General features: G+C 53.6%; 19 protein-coding genes. 11 read left to right on the forward strand and 8 right to left on the reverse strand.

The genetic code is table 11. The features are described 5' to 3' along the window. Positions 1-206: 206 nt before the first annotated feature. A complete protein-coding gene (locus tag ACK3CJ_RS00980; RefSeq protein WP_409524546.1) occupies positions 207-2,489 on the forward strand; it encodes a PAS domain S-box protein in 2,283 nt (760 codons plus the stop codon). 32 nt (positions 2,490-2,521) lie between these two features. Continuing rightward, positions 2,522-3,892, forward strand: a complete 1,371-nt coding sequence (locus tag ACK3CJ_RS00985) for a sigma-54-dependent transcriptional regulator (protein ID WP_409524547.1) — start codon at positions 2,522-2,524, stop codon at positions 3,890-3,892. A 55-nt stretch (positions 3,893-3,947) separates the two neighbouring features. Here the strand turns inward: ACK3CJ_RS00985 and ACK3CJ_RS00990 are convergent, their stop codons facing one another. After that, positions 3,948-5,543 carry a methyl-accepting chemotaxis protein gene (locus tag ACK3CJ_RS00990; protein WP_409524548.1) on the reverse strand — a complete coding sequence of 532 codons (1,596 nt, stop codon included), beginning with the start codon at positions 5,541-5,543 and terminating at the stop codon, positions 3,948-3,950. Positions 5,544-6,020: 477 nt separating this feature from the next. On the opposite strand from ACK3CJ_RS00990, the gene ACK3CJ_RS00995 reads away from it, so the two are divergent. The 4 genes from ACK3CJ_RS00995 to ACK3CJ_RS01010 all read left to right on the forward strand — a co-directional run bounded on the left by ACK3CJ_RS00995 (position 6,021) and on the right by ACK3CJ_RS01010 (position 10,452). Beyond that, complete coding sequence (locus ACK3CJ_RS00995; RefSeq protein WP_409524549.1) at positions 6,021-8,216, forward strand: TRAP transporter permease; 2,196 nt, start codon at positions 6,021-6,023, stop codon at positions 8,214-8,216. 12 nt (positions 8,217-8,228) lie between these two features. Beyond that, positions 8,229-8,681 (forward strand): universal stress protein, encoded by a 453-nt coding sequence (locus tag ACK3CJ_RS01000; RefSeq protein ID WP_409524550.1) that lies wholly within the window; start codon positions 8,229-8,231, stop codon positions 8,679-8,681. Positions 8,682-8,763: 82 nt separating this feature from the next. Further along, positions 8,764-9,768, forward strand: a complete 1,005-nt coding sequence (locus ACK3CJ_RS01005) for a TAXI family TRAP transporter solute-binding subunit (RefSeq protein ID WP_409524551.1) — start codon at positions 8,764-8,766, stop codon at positions 9,766-9,768. 159 nt (positions 9,769-9,927) lie between these two features. Further along, positions 9,928-10,452 carry a hypothetical protein gene (locus tag ACK3CJ_RS01010; protein WP_409524552.1) on the forward strand — a complete coding sequence of 175 codons (525 nt, stop codon included), beginning with the start codon at positions 9,928-9,930 and terminating at the stop codon, positions 10,450-10,452. 151 nt (positions 10,453-10,603) lie between these two features. On the opposite strand, the gene ilvA is transcribed toward ACK3CJ_RS01010, so the two are convergent. Beyond that, positions 10,604-12,121: a threonine ammonia-lyase, biosynthetic gene (ilvA, locus tag ACK3CJ_RS01015; RefSeq protein WP_409524553.1), complete on the reverse strand. Its 1,518-nt coding sequence runs from the start codon at positions 12,119-12,121 to the stop codon at positions 10,604-10,606. 183 nt (positions 12,122-12,304) lie between these two features. On the opposite strand from ilvA, the gene rpiA reads away from it, so the two are divergent. Beyond that, positions 12,305-12,979 (forward strand): ribose-5-phosphate isomerase RpiA, encoded by a 675-nt coding sequence (gene rpiA / locus ACK3CJ_RS01020; protein WP_409524554.1) that lies wholly within the window; start codon positions 12,305-12,307, stop codon positions 12,977-12,979. A 3-nt stretch (positions 12,980-12,982) separates the two neighbouring features. Here the strand turns inward: rpiA and ACK3CJ_RS01025 are convergent, their stop codons facing one another. Together ACK3CJ_RS01025 and ACK3CJ_RS01030 are read right to left on the reverse strand one after the other, a co-directional pair. Continuing rightward, entirely contained in the window at positions 12,983-15,454 is a 2,472-nt protein-coding gene (locus ACK3CJ_RS01025; protein ID WP_409524555.1) for an ABC transporter permease, read from the reverse strand. Then, positions 15,451-16,146, reverse strand: coding sequence for an ABC transporter ATP-binding protein (locus ACK3CJ_RS01030; RefSeq protein WP_409524556.1), 696 nt, complete (start codon positions 16,144-16,146; stop codon positions 15,451-15,453). The genes ACK3CJ_RS01025 and ACK3CJ_RS01030 overlap by 4 nt, the downstream gene beginning before the upstream one ends. Here ACK3CJ_RS01030 and ACK3CJ_RS01035 point away from each other — a divergent pair. Together ACK3CJ_RS01035 and ACK3CJ_RS01040 are read left to right on the forward strand one after the other, a co-directional pair. Next, positions 16,145-16,747 (forward strand): arylesterase, encoded by a 603-nt coding sequence (locus ACK3CJ_RS01035; RefSeq protein ID WP_409524557.1) that lies wholly within the window; start codon positions 16,145-16,147, stop codon positions 16,745-16,747. The genes ACK3CJ_RS01030 and ACK3CJ_RS01035 overlap by 2 nt on opposite strands. Before the next feature lie 38 nt (positions 16,748-16,785). Beyond that, on the forward strand, positions 16,786-17,331 hold the full coding sequence (locus ACK3CJ_RS01040) for a hypothetical protein (RefSeq protein WP_409524558.1): 546 nt from the start codon (positions 16,786-16,788) through the stop codon (positions 17,329-17,331). Here ACK3CJ_RS01040 and trmB read toward each other — a convergent pair. The 3 genes from trmB to cysQ form a co-directional block, all read right to left on the reverse strand. Next, on the reverse strand, positions 17,294-18,016 hold the full coding sequence (gene trmB, locus ACK3CJ_RS01045) for a tRNA (guanine(46)-N(7))-methyltransferase TrmB (protein WP_409524559.1): 723 nt from the start codon (positions 18,014-18,016) through the stop codon (positions 17,294-17,296). The genes ACK3CJ_RS01040 and trmB overlap by 38 nt on opposite strands. Positions 18,017-18,091: 75 nt before the next feature. Further along, positions 18,092-18,676 (reverse strand): superoxide dismutase, encoded by a 585-nt coding sequence (locus ACK3CJ_RS01050; protein ID WP_409524560.1) that lies wholly within the window; start codon positions 18,674-18,676, stop codon positions 18,092-18,094. 261 nt (positions 18,677-18,937) lie between these two features. After that, positions 18,938-19,768, reverse strand: coding sequence for a 3'(2'),5'-bisphosphate nucleotidase CysQ (gene cysQ / locus ACK3CJ_RS01055; protein WP_409524561.1), 831 nt, complete (start codon positions 19,766-19,768; stop codon positions 18,938-18,940). A gap of 186 nt (positions 19,769-19,954) precedes the next feature. Here cysQ and yrfG point away from each other — a divergent pair, with 186 nt between their 5' ends. Together yrfG and hslR are read left to right on the forward strand one after the other, a co-directional pair. Beyond that, positions 19,955-20,611: a GMP/IMP nucleotidase gene (yrfG, locus tag ACK3CJ_RS01060; protein ID WP_409524562.1), complete on the forward strand. Its 657-nt coding sequence runs from the start codon at positions 19,955-19,957 to the stop codon at positions 20,609-20,611. Then, positions 20,608-21,000 (forward strand): ribosome-associated heat shock protein Hsp15, encoded by a 393-nt coding sequence (gene hslR, locus ACK3CJ_RS01065; protein WP_409524563.1) that lies wholly within the window; start codon positions 20,608-20,610, stop codon positions 20,998-21,000. Before yrfG ends, hslR begins: the two co-directional genes overlap by 4 nt. On the opposite strand, the gene ACK3CJ_RS01070 is transcribed toward hslR, so the two are convergent. Then, entirely contained in the window at positions 20,981-21,814 is an 834-nt protein-coding gene (locus ACK3CJ_RS01070) for a phosphatase PAP2 family protein (RefSeq protein ID WP_409524564.1), read from the reverse strand. The two genes, hslR and ACK3CJ_RS01070, sit on opposite strands and share 20 nt — an antisense overlap. Positions 21,815-21,918: the final 104 nt, after the last annotated feature.

The following is a 21,918-nucleotide window of genomic DNA, read 5'->3' on the forward strand; positions in this document are numbered from 1 at the left end:
CGCTGAGTGTCGCTAGTACCTGAGCCTGCAGCCCAGTGCATGAGTAGCGCTGAATGATACCGGCATTGATCTCAATCCAGAAGGCTTGATGCGGTATCTGTTGCTTTTTTATCCGGCGAGTTCTTGGTATTCTGAACTTCTATATCCCTTCACATCAATAGATGCGCTCAGGCCTTTTTGATGTCACCGCGCAGGAATTCTGTCCAATGAGTCGCAACATCCTGGGAGATTCATACCACGGATGGCTGAATAATCGACCGGCACTGATTGTGCTGGTGTTCAGCGTGTTCGCCCTGATCATGGTTCAGACCGCGCTACTGAGCCGCCAGCAGACGCTGGATGAGCTTGAGCGCAAGACCGAGGCGGATCTCAATCGTTATATTCTCAGCGTTGAGCAGAAGCTGGATCGATTCAAGGATCTGCCGAAGCTGCTCTCCACTCACTCAGAGCTCTATGCTGTTTTACCGCTGCCGGAAAATGAGACGGAAACCCTGCGCGTCAATCGCTATCTGGAGCAGGTGAATGAAACCATCGGTGCTTCCGATACCTATCTGATGAATGCCGAGGGCCTTACGGTTGCGGCCAGTAACTGGGCATCAGAGCGGCCCTTCGTCGGCGGCAACTTCCGTTTCAGACCCTATTTTCAGGATGCGATAAGGGGCCAGGCAGGGCGTTACTTCGCGTTGGGTACAACCTCATTGCAGCGTGGCTATTTCTTTTCCTACCCTGTATTTGATAAGCAGCAGGTCGTGGGTGTGGTGGTGGTCAAGATTGATCTGAACGACGTTGAGGAGCACTGGGCAGATCCGCTGCTGGATATTCTGGTCACGGATGTGGATGACGTGATCTTCATTTCAACGCGCCCGGAATGGCAGTTTCGTACGCTCAAACCACTGCCACCTGAGGATCAGCAACGTGTGATTCAGAGTCTGCGCTATGGCGACTCAGAACTGGTGCCCTTGGATATTGTCAGTCGGGAGCCCATGTCCAGTGGTTCGCAGGTGATCACACTGCTTGATCATGAGCGCAAAAAACCGGATGAGGTGGATGATCAACTGCGATCCAGGCAGTATCTTCTGCTCTCCAAGGCGATACCGGATACGGGGTTGCACGCTTCTGTACTGGCGAGTCTGAAGCCGGTTGAGCAACGCATGATCACGACGCTGATGCTGGTGGCTTTCATCTATGTCGCCTTGGTGCTGTTGATTCTGGTGCTGGTGGCACGGCATCGGATCAAACGTGAACGAAGCGAGTTTCAGGCGCGTGAACACAGTGCGCTGGAGGAGAGCGAAGCGCGCGTGCGGGCGATTATTGATAATACGCATGCCGGCCTGATCACCCTGGATACCAAAGGGTGTATTGCTTCATTGAACCCCACGGCTGAAAAACTGTTCGGTTTCAATGCTCAGGAGATCTGTGGGCAGTATTTCAGTCAGTTGCTGGCAGAGGAGGACCGAGCCGTCTGCTGGCATCATATCATGGCACCAGAGGAGCGTGAGGCTGAGCTGATGGTGGAGGCGAGTGGGCGACGCAAGGATCACAGTGCGTTTCCGATCGAGCTGATCATCGGGACGATGAATGTCGATTCACAGCAGCAGTTTCTGGTGACGATTCATGATATCACCGAACGTAAGGAGTATGAGCAGCAACTCAAGAATGCACGAGAGGACCTGGAGTTCAGAGTGCAGGAGCGAACGGCTGACCTGAGCCGGGCCAACAGCAAATTACTGGAGGAGATGGCTCTGCACAGCAGGACGCAGAACGAGCTGATTCAGACTGCCAAGCTGGCCGTACTGGGCCAGATGTCGGCGGGGATCAATCACGAATTGAATCAGCCGTTGACCGCCATTCGCAATTATGCCGATAATGCCAGTGCATTTTTGCAGCGCAGCAAATATGACGTGGTGGCGAGTAACCTTCACGAGATCAGCGGCCTGACGGAGCGCATGGCGAAAATTATCCACCCGCTGAAGGAGTTTGCGCGTAAAAGCTCGGGCCAGATAGAGATCGTCTCCATCCGCGCAGTGCGAGATGGCGCGATGTCGGTGATGTATGGGCGCCTTGATAAGGAGGAGATTACCGTCAGCTGGCCACAGAATATTGATGAGCTTTATGTCCGCGGTGATACTTTGCGTCTGGAGCAGGTGTTTGTAAATCTGCTCAGTAATGCGCTGCAGGCAATGGCTGGCCAGTTGGAAAAGCGCATCGAGATAGGTGCCTGCCTGACTCCCGACCGCGTCACCTTGACTCTGCGGGATCTGGGACCGGGCCTGGAAGATCCGGGCAAGGTTTTTGAACCCTTTTACACCACCAAAAAGGCTGGACAGGGGTTGGGGCTGGGCTTGTCTATTTCGCATCGTATCATCGAGTCACTGCAGGGACGGCTCAGTGCCAGTAATCATCCGGATGGTGGCGCTGTTTTCACACTGGAACTGCCTAGAGCTCAGGTTCGTGCTGCAGATGAAACGTTGGATAAAACGGGTAGTTAGCTGCACATTCAGCTGCACATAAGGAAGTACACATGAGTTCAGAGCCCTTGGTCAGCCAGGTACTGCTGGTCGATGATGAGCGTCATATCCGTCTGGCTGCCGGTCAGACACTCGAACTGGAAGGTTATGATGTGACCCCCCTGACCAGCGCCGAGGCGGCCCTGCCTTTACTCAGCGACGAGTGGCCGGGTGTAGTGGTCACGGATATCAATATGCCCGGTATTGACGGTCTGGAGCTGATGCGTCGGGTGATGGCGATTGATGCCGATCTGCCGGTAATTCTGATCTCCGGCCATGGGGATATCTCGATGGCCGTCAGCGCCATACGTGATGGCGCTTATGACTTCATTGAAAAACCTTTTGCTTCCGAGCTGTTACTCGATGTGGTCAGACGCGCGATGGATAAGCGGCGCCTCACTCTGGAAAACCGCCGCCTGCGCATAGAGCTGGAAACACAGAGTGCGCCGGGCCCGCGCATCATCGGCAACACCCCTCAGATTCAGCAGCTGCGTCGGCTGATTCGAGCCATTGCCGACACCCCCGCCGATATTCTGATCACAGCCGAGACAGGGTCGGGTAAGGATCTGCTGGCACGCTTTATTCATGAACACAGCATCCGTTGTGAAAAGAACTTTGTTGCGATCAACTGCGGTGCCGTGCCGGAAAATCTGATCGAGAGTGAGCTGTTCGGCCATGAGGCAGGTGCCTTTACCGATGCCAAAGCGCGTCGGATCGGCAAGTTTGAACATGCCAACGGCGGCACACTCTTTCTTGATGAAATCGAAAGCATGCCGATGCCGCTGCAGATCAAACTGCTGCGAGTGCTGGAGGAGCGGGCAATCGAGCGTCTGGGCTCAAACAAGGTGATTCCACTGGATCTGCGCATTGTGGCGGCCACCAAGGTTGACCTGCGCAAGCTGTGCGAGGAGGGCGGTTTTCGCGAAGATCTCTATTATCGCCTCAATGTACTGCGGGTGGATATCCCCCCACTGCGTGAGCGGCGTGATGATATTCCATTGCTGTTTCACCATTTCGCACTGGTCGCTTCTGCGCAGTATGCACGGGAGGTGCTGCCACTGCAGGCCGAACGGATGCACAGCCTGATGACGCATGACTGGCCGGGTAATGTGCGGGAGCTGCGTAATCTGGCTGAGCGCTATGTACTGCTGGGCGAATCCTGCATTTTTGACTTTGATAATCGGCCTATCACTCACTCCGATGCCGGTAGTGGCATGACCTTGCCTGAGCAGATAGATCGATTTGAAAAAATGCTGTTACATACAGAGCTGGCGCGTCATGGTGGCTCCATCAAGGATACCTTGGTATCGCTTGGGCTGCCGCGAAAGACGCTTTATGACAAGATGAAAAAGTACGGACTCGACAAGGACGATTACAAGAGCTGAACCGATACTCGGTCAGCTCTTGCCCTGAATTTGTGTAGTGGTCAGTACTCAGCGATCAGAGTTTGAATCGGCGCAGCATCTCTTCAAGCTGGCTCGATAGTTCTGTCAGCTCACTGGACACGCTGGTCAGGTGCTTAGCATGCGCGGCTGTACCGGAAGCACTGGCGTGGATCTCGCTGACGCTGCGCTCTACATTACCGGTCACTTCACTCTGCTCACGCACGGCGTTTGCCACCTCATGGTTCATGTCGTTGATGACTTTGATCTCCTCGGCAATGTTGGCCAGCGCCCTGGAGGTGTTCTGCACCTGCTCTACACCCTCGGAAGCGCTTGAGAGAGAACGCTGCATCACCGTCACGGCATTCTGGGCGTTGGTCTGCAGGGTGCCGATGATCGCATTGATCTCGACGGTTGAGCTGTGTGTCCGGCTGGCCAGGGTTCTGACCTCATCCGCCACAACTGCAAAACCACGCCCCTGCTCTCCGGCACGCGCTGCTTCTATTGCCGCATTGAGTGCAAGCAGATTGGTTTGTTCGGCAATTTTCTGAATCACTTCAAGCACAGTGCCAACCGTCTGGCTCTGATCATCCAGTTGCTGAATCACTGTGGTGGCTTGATCGATATTCTGGCGTAACTCCTCAATGGCAACAATCGCAGTGCCTGTGATGCGATTACCCTCAAGGCTTTCCTGCAGCGCCAGATCGGATGCTGTGACTGTGCTTTCTGCACTGGCGGCCACGCTGCGCGTGGAGGCTTCCATCTGTTCCATGGCGGCTGATACGGCGCTGGTTTGCATCTGCTGCTGATTGACTGCCTGGCTGGTCTGATTGGCGATATCATTGATCCGTGTGCTGGATGAAGACAGACGCAGTACGGTCTGGCTGACCTGACGCAGGCTGTCATGCACACTTTGCAGCAGTGAGTTGAAGGCAACTGACATACGGCCTATCTCATCATCGCCACGTGAGTCCAGACGCAGATTAAAATCACGGTTGCGTTCGATGTCGTGGATTGTCTCGGCAAAAGCGTTCAGCGGGCGAATAACGATGCGATTCAGCAGCAGGCCGATAGCGATGATCCCGGCGATGAACAGCAGTAATTCAATCAGGGCGACATTAAACATGTTATTGCGAATCGCCTGGTTCATCGATTCCAGTGAGTAGGTGACACGCACGGCACCCAGTACGGTACCTTCGGCGTGCTGATGGCAGAGCATGCAATTGGTGCCCTTATAATCAGGTACCGCTTTCATCGGCATAATCACGGTCAATCGATGCCCATCCTGGTCGCTGATCTCTTCAATAACCTTCTCGCCAGCCATAGCGCGGCGGTCTAGTTCATCTTGCACGCTGGAGTCGGCAGATCCAGGTCCATATACGGAATTCAGTTCCTGACTACGAATGATGCGCGCTTCAATGATGGCTTCATTGCTCAGGATCTTGTCCTGCAAAGTACTGCGGTTGGCCATCGCACCGCTGAGCATCAGGATGTTGATGCTGTCGAAGTAGGAGTCGGCTGTGTCGATTGTGCTGGTGGTCGCCACCTGGCGGATCAGTGACGTTTCGCTGCGATAGATCGCAGTCAGGGAGCCAATCAGCACAATGAGGAATACAACAATCAGAGACAGGTTCACTTTTGTTTTAATCGACATGCAAGGGACTCGCTGCTGGTAAGTTGTTATCTGAATAATTGCCATTCATAGCTTATGGGATTTTTTCGGAAAAAACACTACAGGAGTGGTACGGACCGATGTGTAGCTGGTGAATAGCTGGCCATTTCCTGGTTGGGATTGGCGATATTTCACCCATTTTACGCTCAATGTGGGTGAATTTACGCTGATACAGATCAATGTCCACGTCTGCAGCGACGGGGGTATAAGAATAATTTATTAATTTATCAGCACTTTTTTCGCCAATTTCTCTGTTGGCACGATAAGTGCTTACATCATGGTGAGATGATAGAAGTATGCTGACATGCAGCAAATTAAAAATCGTCTACAGTTAGTTAAGGGCCACCATGCCCCCGGGTGCTGAGAAAACTGGAGTGTTTCAGTACCTGCATAACAACATAAGAATCATCATGGCCAGGCAGGTTTTAAGTCTGCGAAGCCCGCATACAGAGGTTTGAGATGTCTGACGCTGAAAAATCATTAGAGGGCATGAGCCCCGAAGAGCGTAAAAAGCTTCAGGAGTTGATGGAGAAGGATGCGAAGACGGAGCGTCGTCTGGAGGGGGGCTGGAAGTGGCTGGTCTCATTTCTTGGCGGGGCTATGGTTCTTCTCTACTTTTATGGCTCCGGTATCAGTGTCTTGAGTACAGAGTACCATCTGGGTGTTTATGTACTGATCACTTTTGCACTGGTGTTTCTGTTGTATCCGGCTGGCAGTAATCGAGTCAGTATCGGGCTTGGCATCATCGGTGGTGCAATAATATCTTGCGGTATCAGCAGCTATCTGTTTTTTGAATCGCCCTATGCTTTTTATCAGCAGGTTCAGATGTTTACTGAAACCTGGGGCTATGACGGGTTGGCACTGGCGTGGCAGCAGGATCTGGGCAATCTGCTGTATTTCGTGCTGATGACGATTCCTTTTGCGATTATCCTGATAGTGTTGGATCGTCGGATCGTCAAGCGTACCAGTAACTGTCCAACGGTTACGGATGTGCTTTTTTGTGTCGTAGTGTCCGGTACCATTATTTACTGGATCAGCCAGTTTGAGGCGCTGAACTATCGCGCAGGCGCCGAGCATGAGCTGGATATGCTGATCAGTATCATCGGCCTGGTGCTGTCGCTGGAAGTCTGTCGTCGAGTGCTGGGCTGGTCGATAACGTTGATCGGTATCGGCATGATCTGCTTTGCGCTGTTCGGGCCTTATCTGCCGGAGCTGTTCGCGCATCGCGGTTTTCGCTTTGAACGTCTTGCCACCTCTCTTTTCCTGACCACCAATGGCGTCTTCGGAGTGATGGCAAGCGTATTGGCCACCTATGTCATTCTGTTTATCTTCTTTGGTGCATTTCTGCAGAAGTCGGGAGCCGGCAAGTTTTTCATCGAACTGCCGCTGGCTGTTGCCGGACGCTCAACCGGAGGACCCGCAAAAGTGGCAGTTATATCATCTGCGCTTTTCGGTTCGGTTTCAGGCAGTGCAATTGCCAATACGGTTTCTTCAGGTGCTTTTACCATCCCGATGATGAAACGAGCCGGGTTCAAGCCGCATGTAGCTGGCGCGATTGAGCCAGCAGCCTCAATCGGGGGGATGTTCCTGCCACCGATCATGGGGGCCGGTGGCTTCCTGATGGCAGAGCTGACCGGAACACCGTATTCCACCATTATGCTCTTGTCGATCGGGCCGGCTTTCCTTTACTTCCTGTCGATCTTCATGATGGTTCACTTTTACGCCAAGAGTAATGGTCTGGTCGGCACACCAGGAGAGGTACTACCTGAATGGCGAGTGGTGCTGAAGGATGGATGGTACTTTGCGCTGCCGCTCGTCATTATCACGGTGATGCTGCTGATGGGTCGTTCGGCTGGTAATGCGGCGTTCTGGGCGACCATATCCTGTATCGCCGTCAGTTGGGTCAAGAAAGAAACCCGCATGGGGCCGAAAGAGATCTGGGAAGCGATTCAGCTAGGTGCCAAGAATACGCTGATCGTGGGTGCGACTATCGGTGTTATCGGTGTGATTGTCGGCACCATCTCCCTTACCGGTATGGGTCTCAAGTTCTCTGATCTGGTGATCTCCATGGCTGGCGGTAATCTCATGCTGGCGTTGATTCTGGTTGCGATTGCATCGCTCGTACTCGGTATGGGAGTACCGGTAACTGCTGCTTATCTGATCGTGGCTGTTCTGGCAGTTCCTGCTCTGGGTGAGTTGGGCGTTGCCGTGATTGCTGCACATATGATCGTTTACTGGTTGTCGCAGGATTCCAATATTACGCCGCCTGTCTGCGTTGCCGCTTATGCGGGAGCAGCCATAGCCGGCTCAGATCCCTGGAAAACCGGTTGGACCTCGTTCAAGTTTGCCAAGATGCTGTATGTCGTTCCCCTGCTGTTTGCTTATGTACCGGCCATCCTGATGGATGGCTCCGTTACCGATATTCTGGTGGCTTATGCCTCAGCAATCATGGGTACCGTTGCCTTCAGCGCCTTTGCCATGGGCTTCATGAGACGCAAAACCAGCATCTTTGAGTGGATCATTCTGGGAGCGGGTACGGTTGCATTGTTCTGGCCGACCCTGCTGTCTGATGCTATAGGTCTGGCACTGATTGCACTCGTTTACTGGCTTCAGCGTGATGCGCAGCCGATGCAACCGGCAACAGTCAGTCAATAAGGAGCTATCAAGATGATCAAGTACGACTGTATTTTGTTTGCGACCGATTTTTCCGAATCATCGGAAAAAGCCTGCGAGCATGCGCTTGCGTTGGCATCCATGGCCGGGTCCAGGCTGCATGTACTGCATGTGATCACCGAGCTGGTTGATAAGCGCAGAAGGCGTTTGCCGGCTGAAGTGATTGAAATATTCACCCGCGAAGTGGAAACCCATGCGGTTGAAGATATGAACGAGTTCTGCCGCCGCTACCTGTCAGCCGATAAGGCTGGGCAGGTTGAGGTTTCCAGTGATGTGGTGATTGGGCGCAGTGAAGAGGAGATATTGCGTCAGGCCGCGAAGGTGAATGCGGATCTGATAGTGCTGGGGACAAATGGCCGTACCGGTATCGAAAAGGTGCTGGTGGGATCAACTGCCGAACGGGTTATTCGTGACTCGAAGGTTCCGGTACTGACAGTGCGAATCTGATTTTTAATGAATTTCATCGTCTGGTTTTTCGCCAGGACGACGATTGCAACACTCAATAAATGATAATAAAGAGGAAACATCGATGTTGAAAAAAATGCGTTTCACTAAAACGGCATCAATTGCGGGTATCGCCGCAGCAGCAGTTGCAGCACTGACCCTGAGTGTTACAGCAGTTGCCCAGTCTACTGAGCGTCTGGCGTTCTCCGGTGGCCCTGACGGCGGTACTTTCCAGTACTTCTCAAACGGTATGGCGACTCGTCTGTCCCGTGCCCTGGAAGGTATTGAAGTATCCAACATGGCATCCGCCGGTTCTGTTGAGAACCTGCGTCGTGTCAATTCGCGCGATGCTGATTTCGGTATCACTTATTCCGGTGATGTCTTCCTGGGTGCAAATGGTAAGCTGACTAACGATACGCGTAACTATCGTAACGTTCATGCCGTTTCTTACCTGTATGGTGCACCTGCACACCTGATCGTTCTGGATGGCTCGGGTATCACTGATGTGGCTCAGCTTGAAGGTAAAAGTGTTGCAGTAGGTCCTGCTGGATCAGGTGCAGCAGCCTCTGCGCAGCGCTTCTTCGAAGGTGTTGGGCTGTGGGATAAGATCAATCCACAGTATATCGGATACAACCAGGGTGCTTCAGCCATAGGTGACCGTCAGATAGATGCTCTGTGGGTATTCGCTGGTTTCCCGAATGCGTCCGTCATTCAGGCAGCCACCAGCAACAGTATCCGTTTGCTGCAGGTACACGAAGCTGCCAAGAATGGCACGCTGTTCAATGATCACCCTTACTACAGCGAAGTAACTATTCCAGCCGGCACCTATTCTGGTGTTGACTATGATGTTGTTACTATTCAGGACTCAGCTCTGTGGACTGCAGGCCGTCATGTTTCTGAAGACGTTGTCTACAACGCTCTGAAAGAGGTCTACTCAACTGAAGGCCTTGAGTTCATGTACTCTGTTGCAGGTGCTGCAAAAGCGATGTCAATCGATTCTGGTGTGAACGGAATCGTGACACCTATGCATGCAGGTGCTCAGAAGTTCTGGGCTGAACAAGGCAAAGAACTGACCGACGCGCAGAAGTAATCATACTTCCTTCGCTTCTGCCGGCAGCCGTATTTGCTGCTGCCGGCACTCCCCTCCTGTCTCTTTGTACTTTTCTAGCTGACAATCCCACCTTTCGACACTGTAACTGCACAGAAGGCACGCTATAATGGCGCGTTGATTTTTTCCGGTGAGGTTGATGTGTCCTATCTGATAGCCATTTTCTGGGGACTCGGCGCTATTTTGCTGCTGCTCGGTTCAGCGATTTACAGGCTCGGCCTAATCAGCCTGGAGATATTCGGTTATCCAATGAGCTGGTTGCACTGGCTTGCTCTGTTTGCCAGCCTGGTATTCATGGGCTTTTCGGAAGGTTATCGAGGGTTTCAGAAGGGATTTTCTCCTCGTGTTGCCTCTCGTATCTATTATTTGACACAGAATCCAACCCCCTTGCGCCTGTTGCTGGCTCCTGCATTTTGTCTTGGACTGTTTGATGTTGAGCGCAAACGTCAGATGATTACCTTGATTCTGATTGTGGCTATTGTTCTGGTGATTCAGGTGGTTCATCTGATTCCGCAGCCCTGGCGAGGAATTATTGATGCAGGTGTAGTACTGGGTCTCAGCTGGGGTGTGATCACTCTGCTGATCTTTACTGTCAGCGCTTTTGTCAGCCGAGAGTTTGAGCATGTGCCGGAGATGCCTGATACGGTACGGGAGCAACATGGGTAGTCGAGAGCAGTGAGTCAGGCGGGTGGACCGTTGTGACGCTCCACCCTGAGGGATGTTCTTTAGAGTTATATCACAGTGCTATCGATCGGTAATGATCGATCGGTAATGATCGATCGGCAATGATGTACATTGAAGTGGCTGGCTGTCCAGGTCACGCAAGAAACAGCTTGTAAGCTTCATTATCCGTTTCATCCCAGTAGTTGTAGCCGATATCCTCCAGGAACTGCTCGACCAGCTTACGATCCTCTGGCGGTACCTGCATGCCGACCAGTACCCGGCCATAGGCAGCACCATGGTTGCGATAGTGGAACATGGAGATGTTCCAGCGCCCCCCCAGCTTGCTCAGGAAGGTCATCAGGGCACCGGGTCTTTCCGGAAACTCGAAGCGGAAAATCACTTCATTATCCACGCTGACGGGTGCATGGCCACCGACCATATAACGGACATGGATCTTGGCGATCTCATTATCGGTCAGATCCACTACCTGATGGCCCTGTTCGGTGAGCAGGTCAACGAGTTCCTGGCGGCCGTTGTTTTCCGGCTTGATCTGCACGCCGACAAAGATGATCGCTTCCTTGTCATCACTGTAACGATAGTTGAACTCGGTAATGTTGCGACGCCCCAGAGCAGTACAGAACTGTTTGAAGCTGCCGGGGCGTTCTGGAATCCGCGTGGCGATGATCGCCTCACGCTTTTCACCCAGTTCGGAGCGCTCGGCGATATGGCGCAGGCGATCGAAGTTGACGTTGGCACCTGAGTCGATGGCGATCAGGGTTTGGTCGCTGCACTTTTCGCGCTCGACATACTTCTTCAGACCTGCCACCCCCAATGCTCCGGCCGGTTCGCAGACGGAGCGGGTATCGTCAAAGATATCCTTCACTGCGGCGCAGATCTCATCAGTGGTGACGGTGATCACCTCATCGACAAACTGGCGTGCCAGATCAAATGTATGTTCGCCGATCTGAGCCACGGCAACACCATCAGCAAACAGACCTACCTGAGGAAGGATCACACGTGATCCAGCTTCCAGTGCGGCCTTGAGGCAAGCCGCATCTTCTGGCTCAACACCGATCACCTTGACGTCAGGGCGCAGGTATTTGATATAGACCGAGATACCGGCAATCAGACCGCCGCCGCCGACAGGAACGAACACGGCGTCAATCGGGCCGCTTTCCTGACGTAGAATCTCCATCGCGATGGTACCCTGACCGGCGATTACATCCGGGTCATCAAAAGGCGGAATGTAGACAAATCCCTTTTCGCTGACCAGTTTTCGCGCATGTGCCTGAGCTTCATCAAAGGTGTCACCATGCAGTACAACCTTGCCGCCTCGTGCGCGGACATTGTTGACCTTGATCTCGGGTGTGGTCTTGGGCATGACAATAGTCGCCTTGACCCCGAGTGCATGTGCCGACATCGCCAGCCCTTGGGCATGGTTGCCGGCAGAGGCGGTAATCACACCGATTCGACGCTCCTCTTCAGACAGCTGCGCCATGCGGTTATAGGCGCCGCGCAGTTTGAATGAAAATACCGGCTGCATATCCTCGCGCTTGAGCAGTACGCGGTTGTTCAGTCGGATGGAGAGGGCGGGTGCAGGATCCAGCGGTGTTTCCACCGCGACGTCGTAGACACGCGCTTCAAGAATCTTTTTGATGTATCGGTGTGCCATATCAGAGACTGTTCATCAGAGTTGGTGGTTAATACAGGATCAGTGATGGTATCGGCTCAGCCAGCCATCGTCTATAAAGCTGAGGCTCCAGGGATGATTTTTACCCAATTACGGGCCAGAAAATCTATAATGAAGGCTGAAACCGAGCATTTAACCTTTGATGGCATAACCAGGCGAGACAAAATGACACAGGATGAGATGAAACGTGCTGTTGCACAGGCGGCAGTGGAGCATATTCTGAAAAAACTGGAACGTGACAGTATTGTCGGTGTGGGCACAGGCTCTACGGCGAACTGTTTCATAGATGCTCTTGCATCTCATCAGGATCGTTTTGCTGCTACGGTTGCCAGTTCTGAGGCAACTGCAGAACGTCTGCGTGGGCATGGTATTGAAGTACTGGACCTGAATTCTGTCGGCGGGATCGATGTTTATGTCGACGGTGCGGATGAATTTGACCCTCATCTGAATCTGATCAAGGGTGGTGGTGGAGCTCTGACACGTGAAAAAATTGTTGCAGCGGCCTCACGTGAATTTGTCTGCATTGTTGATCAGAGCAAGCAAGTGGATCTGCTCGGCAACTTTCCATTACCGGTTGAGGTGATTCCGATGGCGCGCTCATTGATCGGGCGTGAGCTGGCCAAGCTGGGAGGGCAGCCTGTCTACCGTGAAGGCTTCGTGACCGATAACGGCAATCTGATTCTGGATGTGCATGATATGGAGATCGTTGATCCGAAAGCACTGGAAAGACACCTGAACAATCTGCCGGGTGTCGTTTGCAATGGCCTGTTTGCGCTGCGCGGTGCGGATCTGGTGTTGATGTCGACGCCTGAAGGCGTGAAAACCTTCAAAGCGTCTTGAGCATCAGGTAGCGCTGCGCAGTAAGCGGTAGCACTGTTCCAGCAGCAGCGGGCGTCGCATGATGATCCCGCTGAGGCAGAAAAACAGTGCTGCGCCCAGTGGCAGTACCACCCAGAGTTGCCAGTGCAACTGTACCGGGATCTTCAGCAGTGTCAGGTGCAGTGCTCCCAGCGTCAGCTCCGTTGCCAGACTGGCCAGCAACCCTCCGACCAGCCCCAGCAGTAGAAACTCCAGCAGGTCGAGCTGGCGCGTCTGTTTTGCCGTTGCACCAAGCGTCTGCAGCAGTGCCACTTCATAACGGCGTTGCTCAAGTGCTTGCAGCAGCGTGACTATCAGCAGCAACCCCCCGCAGATCAGACTCATTGCCAGAATCAGCGCCGAACTGTCACCCAGGCGTTTGAGCCAGAGCGCCGCTTGTTGCAGCAACTGATCGATATCGATCAACGTCAGTGATGGAAAGGCGCGCAGCATATCGTTAACCAGCTGCTGCTTTTCACTCTCGAGGTGGAAGCTGGTGATAAATGTGGCCGGGAAGGATTCCAGGGCTCCCTGATTGAAGATGACATAAAAGTTCGGTTGAAAGGACCCCCATTCCACTTGCCTCAGGTTGGTGATACGCGCTTCAAGAGGCAACCCGCCTATGTCGAAGCCCAGAGTGTCGCCCAGAGACAGGCCCAGCTCGTCTGCCATCTCCTGCTCGACCGATACTTCCGCTTCAGTGGTGTCTGAGGACCACCAGGTGCCTGCTGTCAGCGGATTGTTGTCTGGCGCTTGTGCAGCCCAGCTCAGGTTCAATTCACGATTAAGCGTATTGTGCTCCAGTTGCTCCTCGTTCATCTGCGGCCGAATAGGCTCACCATTGAGCGAGTTGATACGTCCCCGCACCATAGGGTAGAGCAGACTGTCGATCTCGTGAGTGGCAAAAAAGTCGTCCAGATCATCCTTCTGCCAAGGCTGGATGTTGACGACAAAATAGTTTGGTGTATCCACCGGCAGCTGTTCTTGCCAGGATTCCAGCAGATCGGTGCGGCTGATCCAAACTACACTGAGCAGTGTCAGCAATAGAACCAGTACCGCTGACTGCAGGCGATGCCAGCGTCGTTGCTGGCGCAGGCGCATCGACAACAACCGCCCCAGCAACAGCCGCTTGGCAAGTGGTCGTGTCAGCAAGAGTAGTGCTTGCTGAGTGACCCATCCGAACAAGGCACCACCTGCCAGCAGCAGTACCAGCAGAGCCAAGGCGGCCATATACTCTTCGAGAAAAGCAAGCAATACAACGCCCAGCAGTATCAGGCAAGTCAGGTACAGCAGGCTGGCGCGCTTATCCTGAGGTGCCCCATCGCCGCGAAACAGATGCGATACGGGAACGCGTGCCAGCTGCAGAATCGGTGGCAGGCCGAGCAACACCAGGAGTGCAAGCCCCAGTGCGGCACCGCTGAAGTAGCGCAGAGGTGCCGCTGCAGGCAGCGCCTGAGGTAGCAGATCTTCCAGCCACCCGATGACCAACTGCTCGAGCAGCAGCCCGGTGGCTGTGCCGAGAAGTGCAACGATGGCCCAGGCCATCAGCAGTTGCAGCAAGTAAAGTCTGATCAGTTGCCTTGGCGGCATGCCCAGGCTCAGCAACAATGCACAGCGTGAAAATTGTCCATTGCTGAAGCGGCGCAGGCTCAGGGTGATGGTCAGCGCCGCTAACAGCAGTGCGATCAATGCTGTCAGCTTGAGATAGCGCAGACCGTTGCCCAGCGCTGCACCTGTCATGGGTTGATCATTTTGAAGTGAGTATAGGCGCTCGTCAGTGCGCAGATCCTGTCGCCACTTCTCATCAAGCGTTTCGATGGCGTCCTCGTCTCCCGCCAGTAGCAGGCGGAACTCGGCTCGGCTGCCGGGAGCAAGAATACCGCTGGCTTCCAGATCCTCTTCATTGATGATCACATGTGGACTGAAGCTGCGAAAGCCTGAGCCCCGATCCGGTGAACTCTGCAGTACTGCCGTGATCTCAAAGTCTGCATAGCCCAATTGCAAGTTGTCTCCAAGACTCAATCCCAACTGAGTGAATACGCGCTGTTCGGCCCAGATCTGACCTGGAGCAGGCAGATCATCTGCCTGCTCGGGAGAGGTGATTATCTGGCCTCGAAGCGGGTAGGGTGCGCGTGCCGCACGCACAGACACCAACATCATCTCGTCATCCCGCGCCAGCATGCTTGGAAACTGTATGACCTGAGTCATGCTCAGGCCCGCAGCTTCGGCATCGCTGATTCTTTCCTGATGGATCGGGCGCTGGGCCCGAAGTATCAGATCCGCACCTAGAAGCGCTGCACTCTCTTGTAGTAGTCCGCGCTCCAGACGGTCGGCAAGTAGCGCCAGAGGGGTGGCGATTGCAATGGCGATCCAGCACGCCAGCAGGAGCGCGCGCCATTCAGTGGTGCGCAGTTGGTTACGCAGCTGGCGCCATGCCAGCCCGATGGTACCTGTCATGCGCTCACCTCATGCAACTGTCCATTGTGCAGACTCAGGCGGCGCTGGCAGCGGGCGGCCAGCTCGGTATCGTGGGTAATCAGTACCAGCGTAGCACCCTCCTGCGCATTCAATTGAAACAGCTGGTCAATAATCTGATGGCCTGTTTCTTCATCAAGATTACCCGTAGGCTCATCGGCAAACAGCAAGCCCGGGCTGGTGGCAAAAGCCCGAGCTATAGCCACACGCTGCTGCTCACCACCGGATAGTTGCGACGGGAAGTGATCCAGTCGCTCTGCAAGGCCTACCTGCGACAACCAGTGCTTGGCAATCACATCAGGATCCTTGTCGCCTCTGATTTCCAGCGGCAAGCGCACGTTATCCAGGGCATTCAACTCGGGAAGCAGGTGGAACGACTGGAAGATAAAGCTGATATGGTGAGCGCGCAGCTGTGCCCGGGCTTCATCATCCAGTGTTTCCAGTGCTTTCCCATCGAAGCTGATACTGCCCTGACTGGGTGTATCAAGGCCGGCCAGCAGACTCAGCAGCGTTGACTTGCCGGCACCTGAACGTCCTATGATCGCAATGCTTTCACCCTTGCGTATATTCAGATTGAGGTCACTGAAGAGGGTCACACGGCCGCCTTGTGTCGGGAACCATTTTGCGACATTGTGTGCCTCAAGGATGTTATCAGCTGAATTGAGGTTAGCCATGCGTATTGTCTTATCCCTGTTAATGGTCATATTTCTGGCCATGCCATTGCACGCCGGTACAATTCTGGTGCTGGGCGACAGCTTGTCTGCCGCGTATGGAATATCTCAGCAACAGGGCTGGGTCACCCTGCTTGAAAAACGCCTGCAGGATCAAGGCTATGCTTATTCAGTCATCAATGCCAGCAGCAGCGGTGAAACTACCAGCGGGGGCTTGAATCGATTACCAGCACTGCTGGAGAGGCATCAACCCGACTGGGTGCTGGTGGAGCTAGGGGGCAATGATGGCCTGCGTGGTCTGCCTCTGCCGGTCATAAGCAATAATCTGAGTCAGTTGGTGGAGCTGCCACTGGATGCCGGTGCTCAGGTGCTGTTGATCGGTATACGTCTGCCACCCAATTATGGAGCTCGCTATGGTGACTCCTTTTTCGAACTCTATGCCGATATAGCAGACCAGTATAAGGTTGAAAGAGTTCCGTTTATGTTGGAAGGTGTCGCGCTGGACTGGGATCTGATGCAGGATGACGGTATTCATCCCAATGCTCAGGCGCAGCCAATGATTCTGGATACAATCTGGCAACATCTGGAGCCATTATTACGCTAAACTAGGCAGCTTTGCTGATAACACTTCGGGAAGACGAGATGAAATTAACCAAAATGCTGAGTGCTGGCCTGTTGCTGCCGGTGGCACTGCTGATTTCGGCCTGTGGTACGCTGGATGATATATCCATTCCTTACCTGACCCCAGCCGCGGCGCCAGAGACACGGACGATACCTGTGGTTGCAGAAGAGGTGCCAGCAGAGCCGGTGATCACGCCGATCATTACTACACTGGAGTGGAACCCGAGCTTTTCTCAGCCGATTCGTCAGTTGGAACAAGTCTTGACCGAAACAGCTGAGCAGAATGAGCTGAACCGGACCATCTCAAATCTGTCGCATCTTTATGATGCCCAGCTTTATGTACTGTTTCATGACTTGTTGGACTACCTGCCTGAGCAGGCTCGCTTTAATGAGGTTGAAGAGCAAAACAAGTGGTTGGACATGCGGATGACTCAGGCAACCAGCTCATTCAATCGATACGACGGTGGTGACATAGGTGTTTACCATGCAGGCGTGACGTTCATCGCTCTGACAAAAGAGCGAATCGAGATTATCGCGCGTCGCCTGGATCAGGTGGCGGTGCGCTGAGTAGTTGCCAGACCGCCTGGCCACTGTTGCGATACTTCTGTTCGAAAGGTGTCATGGCTGGTTCATTCGGTACGGGTGTGATCTGGCTATCAACACCATACAGCGCTAATGCGCTGGCCAGCTCCTTAAGATAGATCAGCCAGTTGCTGCGACAATGGATGGTGCCTCCCAGCGTGACGAAATGAGGGAAAACCGGATGCCCATGGAAACGGCGTTGTAGCTGCTGAGGCTTCGGGTAGGGGTTGGGGTAGAGCAGAAAGTGATGCTCCGGCTTCCATTCAGCCGCAGCTGCAAGGCGCCAGAAATCAACCAGATCAGTTCTGATCAGATGAGCATTGTCGGGCAGGGGGGGCTGACGTTGACGCGACAAACGATCTTCAGAGCGATCCAGCCCCAGTACCAGATGATCTGGATAATTCCGGGCGATCACGCGGGTGCTGTCACCAACTCCACAGCCTGAGTCCAGTATCAGTGGTCCGCCATGGGCGCACAGATATTCACTGGCGCGATCGAAGGCTAGCTGATTGAAGTCGGCCACAGGCTTATTGAACACGGCATCACGGTAGCGTTGTAGCAGAGCTGCAAGGCCGGGGTGAACATCACTCTGGCTTGAGGTGACCGGACGTGAGTTACCTTCAGGGTGAGTGTCTGTAGATGAAGTGTCTATAGAGAGAGTTTTTGTCATGGGATAAGTGCGGCCGCCGACTCAGATGCGCCGGCGGCAGAGGTCTACCCCAGAGGAGCAGACCCTGCAGGGGCCTTACTTGGTGAAATTTTCGTTCACGAAGTCCCAGTTTACCAGCGCCCAGAAGGCATTCAGGTAGTTTGGACGCACGTTGCGGTAGTCGATGTAGTAAGCGTGTTCCCACAGGTCGACTGTCAGCAGTGCGGTCTGACCGTTAGTCATTGGCGTGCCGGCGTTGCTGGTGTTGACGATCTCCAGTGAGCCATCGGCATTTTTAACCAGCCAGGTCCAGCTGGATCCGAAGTTATTCACAGCCTTGTCGTTCAGTTCGCTCTGGAAAGCTTCAAAAGAACCCCATTTTGCATTAATAGCATCAGCAATCGGACCAGTTGGCGCGCCGCCACCGTTTGGTGACAGGCAGTGCCAGTAGAATGTGTGGTTCCAGATCTGTGCAGCGTTGTTGAAAACGCCACCGGCAGGTGCTGATGTGATGATCTCTTCCAGCGTTTTGCCTTCGTACTCAGAACCGGGGAGCAGGCCGTTCAGCTTGTCTACGTAGGTTTTGTGGTGTTTGCCGTGGTGGTATTCAAGCGTTTCTGCAGAGATGTGAGGTTGCAGTGCATCTTTGGCATATGGCAGTGCTGGCAGTTCAAAACTCATCGTGATTCACCTTATTTGATTTGACAGTGTTCTTGAACACAAGTGTGCTTGTGCTTAAGTGTTCTAGCATAAAACTGATTGTTATCAGTGGATGTGACCATCCAAGTGTCTTGATAATAGCACTTAAACCGGGCTGTATCATGGCACAAAATGTGTGGTATTCGAGGGTCTCAGACGGCAGCAGACCTGTCTGATCACGCCGGAAAATCATGAAACCCTACTGCTATACTGTTGATGGGGGCAGTACCTTGGAAATCAAGGTCAGAGGCTTTCACTCACAGCGCTTTTTTCCAGCAGCAGTTGCAGCAGCTTAGGATCTCCGCAGGCAATAAAGGCTGGATTCAGCAGTGACTCCTTACAGTTGTAGCGCAACGGCAGGTAGGTTCGCAGATTGCACAGTACTCCGCCAGCCGCTTCCAGAACTGCCTGTCCTGCGCCGGTATCCCACTCACTGGTCGGTGCAAGGCGTGGATAGAGGTCTGCTTCTCCTGCGGCAATCAGGCACAGCTTTATGGAACTGCCATAAGCCAGTGTATCTATCTCCTCGCAACAGGAGGCGAGTCTTTCGGCAAAAGCCTCGGCTTCAGATTTACCATGGCGACGGCTGGTGAGCAGGGTGATTTTTCTGCCTGCCTGGCGCGTATTTATCCTGCTGGTGTGGCCAGCGGCACGTTGCCATGCAGCGTCACCGCCTCCCCAGTACAGGTGTCCCGATACAGGTACATAAACGATCCCGAACACGGGTTTATCCTGCTCGATCAGTGCCAGATTGACGGTGAATTCATCATTGCGCTGCAAGAACTCACGTGTGCCATCCAGTGGGTCCAGCAACCAGTAACGATCCCAGTTACGACGGGTCGACCAGGGTATTTCGGCAGACTCCTCACTGAGAACCGGTATATCGGGTGTGATACGCTGCAGCCCCTGCAGCAGCAAGTTATGGGCGGCGATATCTGCCGCCGTGACAGGTGAGTCATCCGTTTTGGTGCTCTCCTGCCATCGATCGATATCATGGTAAATCTCAAGTATGGCCTCTCCGGCCTGCTCACTGAGTTCAAGAAGTTCCTGAATCAGCTCAGGTGCAATTGCCATCTGTTCTCCTTTGGGTCATATCAGCCCATACCTCGTAACCGAGGTGCTGAGCTTGAAACATGACGCTCTTCTAAATCGCTCTTCAAAATCGCTCTTCAAAATCACTACAGCCGGGGGCATACTAGTTGTACTGTCGTTAATAAACCTGTTACCAAACCCGTTACTGAAAAGAAGTGTTAACTGATTATGCTTGATTGGCAAGCCATAGATACCGTACTGCTGGATATGGATGGCACCCTGCTTGACTTACATTTTGACTCCCATTTCTGGCTGGAGTTTCTTCCACTTCGCTATGCCGAGTTTCATCAGATGGATATTGAGCAGGCGCGGGCCTGGTTGCATGAGCGTATCGTCCGTGAGCAGGGGACTCTGAACTGGTACTGTCTTGATTACTGGACTCGGGAGTTGCAGTTGCCGGTGACCGAACTCAAGCGTGAAGTGGCTGATCGGATCGCTTTTCGCCCTTATGTTAAGGCGTTTTTGCAGGCGTTGAAAGATCAGCAGTTGCGTTCTGTGATCGTCACCAATGCCCATCAGGGCAGTCTGACGCTTAAAGTGGAGCAGACGAGACTGGATCAACTGGTAGATCGAGTGATCTGTTCACATGACCTCAAGGCGGCTAAGGAAGAGCAGCTATTCTGGCAGCGTCTGCAGGCGCTGGAGCCCTTCGATCCCGAACGTACCCTGCTGGTGGATGACTCGCTGGCTGTGCTTGGTTCGGCACGTGAGTATGGTATCCGGCACCTGCTCAGCATTCGTCAGCCAGACAGCAAAGGCCCCAGACGCACTATTACCGAATTTATGGCCATAGACCATTTTGATGAAGTGATGCCAACACGATGAACCATGCTGAACATGATGAACGAATCCGTCTGGATAAATGGCTCTGGGCTGCTCGTTTCTACAAAACGCGCGCGATTGCAAAGCAGATGATTGAGGGGGGGAAGGTCCATTATGATGGCCAGCGTAGCAAGTGCAGCAAGGCTGTTGAGCTAGGGGCGCATATCCAGATCCGCCAGGGGAATGAGGAAAAAACCGTGATCGTGCTGGCGCTATCAGGCCAGCGACGCGGGGCGGCAGAGGCTCAGCTGCTTTATTGTGAAACAGAGGATAGTCAGTCGCAGCGGGAGGCGAAGGCCGCGCAGCGTAAGATGCACGGTTCGGCTCCTGATGCAAAGCCAGACAAGAAGAGTCGACGCGAGTTGTTGCGCGTTAAGGGGAGCTGGGATTAGCCTCTGCTTTCTGTTGGCGTCGTTCATGGCTGGCGGCAAAAAAAGGTAAGCGTCCCAGTAGCGGTATCCAACTGAGCAGGTCAAAAAGAGGTAAAAAGGCTTTTTCAAGCTTCTGTGTTATCCACAGGGTAATAGGGGTATAGCAGGCCCAGGCCAGTACCGGCAGAGCGACAACGAGCCCGCCGACAGCAACGTCACTGAACCAGTGCGCCCCACCGACCATCCGTGGCAGAATGGCTACCACTGTCAGTATACCGGCGAGCAGCGTCCCGAAAGAGCGTCGATTCCAGATCAGAAAACCAAACCACAGCAGCATCACGGTGGCATGATCGCCAGGAAAACTCCGTCCTGCTGAATCCTTGGCGTCGATATGCGGGAAAAGCTCAGTCAGTAAAATGGTGGGTGTCAGCTCCCGTGAGGGGCTCGGGCCGGTCAGATCCATCACCTTTGCCAGCTCATAGAATCCGTAGCGAAAAGGTAGCAGCAACAGCATCAGTGCGAGAAAGCCCACCAGCGCCTGCTGTAGCTGCAGGCGATGAAAGCACAGGCGCGGAAAAACCAGAAACAGCAGCATGATCACCGCCAGCGTCAGATCCTTTTCCCTTGTATTTGCCCAGGCCCAGAAAAGTGCCCAGTCACCGCCTTCTGACAGCGTCCCGTTCAAGGCAAAAAATACCTGCCGATCCAGTGCGCGCCAGAGTTCGAATCCGGCTGGAAGAATAAAGCTCAGAAACAGCAGCAGGGCGACCAGATGCAGTGTGATCAGCGGCAGAAATTGCCACGTATCAGAAAAAACAGGGCGGGTCCGTGTCATGGCTACTCACAGGATCAAATATGTTAAAATTGAATCCTTATGGTAGCAGTGCTCTCGGGCTGGCTCCATAATCGCTTCTTCATAATTTGAAATTATTGCCAGTC

The sequence above is a fragment of the Nitrincola salilacus genome (genome assembly GCF_046271865.1).
Taxonomy (GTDB): Bacteria; Pseudomonadota; Gammaproteobacteria; order Pseudomonadales; family Balneatricaceae; genus Nitrincola; species Nitrincola salilacus.

Coding starts and splice junctions, on each gene's coding strand:
- ACK3CJ_RS00980 (WP_409524546.1), top strand. CDS start 207: ATGAGTCGCAACATCCTGGGAGATTCATACCACGGATGGCTGAATAAT.
- ACK3CJ_RS00985 (WP_409524547.1), top strand. CDS start 2,522: ATGAGTTCAGAGCCCTTGGTCAGCCAGGTACTGCTGGTCGATGATGAG.
- ACK3CJ_RS00990 (WP_409524548.1), bottom strand. CDS start 5,543: ATGTCGATTAAAACAAAAGTGAACCTGTCTCTGATTGTTGTATTCCTC.
- ACK3CJ_RS00995 (WP_409524549.1), top strand. CDS start 6,021: ATGTCTGACGCTGAAAAATCATTAGAGGGCATGAGCCCCGAAGAGCGT.
- ACK3CJ_RS01000 (WP_409524550.1), top strand. CDS start 8,229: ATGATCAAGTACGACTGTATTTTGTTTGCGACCGATTTTTCCGAATCA.
- ACK3CJ_RS01005 (WP_409524551.1), top strand. CDS start 8,764: ATGTTGAAAAAAATGCGTTTCACTAAAACGGCATCAATTGCGGGTATC.
- ilvA (WP_409524553.1), bottom strand. CDS start 12,121: ATGGCACACCGATACATCAAAAAGATTCTTGAAGCGCGTGTCTACGAC.
- rpiA (WP_409524554.1), top strand. CDS start 12,305: ATGACACAGGATGAGATGAAACGTGCTGTTGCACAGGCGGCAGTGGAG.
- ACK3CJ_RS01025 (WP_409524555.1), bottom strand. CDS start 15,454: ATGACAGGTACCATCGGGCTGGCATGGCGCCAGCTGCGTAACCAACTG.
- ACK3CJ_RS01035 (WP_409524557.1), top strand. CDS start 16,145: ATGCGTATTGTCTTATCCCTGTTAATGGTCATATTTCTGGCCATGCCA.
- ACK3CJ_RS01030 (WP_409524556.1), bottom strand. CDS start 16,146: ATGGCTAACCTCAATTCAGCTGATAACATCCTTGAGGCACACAATGTC.
- ACK3CJ_RS01040 (WP_409524558.1), top strand. CDS start 16,786: ATGAAATTAACCAAAATGCTGAGTGCTGGCCTGTTGCTGCCGGTGGCA.
- trmB (WP_409524559.1), bottom strand. CDS start 18,016: ATGACAAAAACTCTCTCTATAGACACTTCATCTACAGACACTCACCCT.
- ACK3CJ_RS01050 (WP_409524560.1), bottom strand. CDS start 18,676: ATGAGTTTTGAACTGCCAGCACTGCCATATGCCAAAGATGCACTGCAA.
- cysQ (WP_409524561.1), bottom strand. CDS start 19,768: ATGGCAATTGCACCTGAGCTGATTCAGGAACTTCTTGAACTCAGTGAG.
- yrfG (WP_409524562.1), top strand. CDS start 19,955: ATGCTTGATTGGCAAGCCATAGATACCGTACTGCTGGATATGGATGGC.
- hslR (WP_409524563.1), top strand. CDS start 20,608: ATGAACCATGCTGAACATGATGAACGAATCCGTCTGGATAAATGGCTC.
- ACK3CJ_RS01070 (WP_409524564.1), bottom strand. CDS start 21,814: ATGACACGGACCCGCCCTGTTTTTTCTGATACGTGGCAATTTCTGCCG.